Origin of the sequence: Brevibacillus sp. GCM10020057, from assembly GCF_042683565.1 — a bacterium.
Taxonomy (GTDB): Bacteria; Bacillota; Bacilli; order Brevibacillales; family Brevibacillaceae; genus Brevibacillus.
This window is the reverse complement of sequence record NZ_JBHUJW010000046.1, coordinates 1-1,447: the sequence shown is the minus strand read 5'-3', so window position 1 is coordinate 1,447 and position 1,447 is coordinate 1. Positions and strand designations below refer to the sequence as shown.

At 51.1% G+C, this 1,447-nt stretch carries 2 protein-coding genes; both read left to right on the top strand.

Annotation, left to right across the window (positions count from 1 at the left end; translation table 11 throughout):
• Nucleotides 1–473 (top strand): hypothetical protein (locus ACFSO0_RS19740; protein WP_376883427.1); only part of this gene is annotated, 473 nt, incomplete at its 5' end.
• 124 nt (nucleotides 474–597) lie between these two features.
• The coding region (locus tag ACFSO0_RS19735) for a tyrosine-type recombinase/integrase (RefSeq protein WP_376883425.1) at nucleotides 598–1,447 on the top strand (850 nt) is incomplete at its 3' end.

The window sequence follows — 1,447 nt, the reverse complement described above, 5'->3', positions numbered from 1 at the left end:
TAGCGAGAGTGGCAGCGGAACATGAAGTTAAATTGGTAGCAAAGGAGACTGATCAGAAACAAGCTGAGCAAAAAGAGGATTCTCCAGAGAGAGGAATTGTAGTACCCATCAAGGCAGGAGAGGAAAAAGGCCAAGAGAGAAGAAAACTTGCGCCGAATCTGAAACCGACTGAGCAGGAATCACCAGTCAGGGTACAACCTCGTCCCAAAAACAAGCTGCAAGGAACCTCGGTAACCACAAAACCGGCAGTAGCGCAGCCAAAGCCACAGCAAGAACCAACAGCAAAGGTACCGAAACGAAATACCCGTTTCGAGGAACGCTACAGACGGATCACAACCTACCTCGAAAACGACGTTTACGAGAAGGTGCAGGAACTGCATGAAAGTGGAGAAATCGACCGCATCAACAACCTGGTCAACACGGCGGTTAAGCTGTACCTCCGCAAATTCTACGGGTACGGTAACATCCAGTAGCCGAAATTCCCGAGCAGAACGCCTTGTACGAAGCAAAAAATCAGAAAGTGAACCAACCCACAGCCCTACGTCCCTAAATGGATGTAGGGCATTTTTGCGTTGTGTTCGGAAAGGAGGCAAAAACTTGGAGCAAATCAAGCTGTTCGAGCAATACCTGATCGAAAACGGAATCGCACCGAAAACAATCGAGTCCTACACGGGAGATGTGCGGGGATTCTACGAGTACCTGTCTGGTATGGGAGTGGACAACGAAACTGACCTAAAGCGCTTCTACGTGGTCAGCTACAAGAACCACCTTGTCGAGAAGAAGTACGCTGTTGCCACGATCAACAAGAAAATCAATTCGCTCCAGGCGTACAACCTGTACCTCATCGAAAAAGGCATCCTGACGGAACAGGTCGTCACCCTACAGCGAGATCGAATCAAGGTGGCAGCTGGCAGCGAAGGCGAGGTAGACGTTTTCTCCGAACAGGAAGTCAACCAGCTGCTGTTCTTTGTCCAGGACAGGAGCAAGGTTAGCCTGCGGAACCACCTGATTGTCCATCTTCTGCTCTACACAGGTGTACGCGTCAGTGAGTTGTGCGGCATTCAGCTGGCAGACATCGACTACCTGACGAGCACACTCAGGGTCACAGGCAAGGGCGGGAAGTACCGCGAGATTCCGCTCCGACCTGACCTGGCCGAGCTGATTCGTGAGTACGTTAGGACGGAACGGCAAGAAAACAAGCACAACGACAGTCCCTACCTCCTTGTCAGCCAACGTGCCGAAAAGCTTCACAAGGACGCCGTCAACACCATGCTCGAAGGACTGGAAAAGCATCTGGGCTTCAAGATGTACCCACACAAATTCCGACATACATTCTGCTCACGCCTGCTGAAAAAGGGTGTCCCTCTCACAACCGTAAGTAAGCTGGCAGGCCACGCGCACATCCAGACAACTGCCCACTACTATATCAACACCAGTAAGCAGGAAA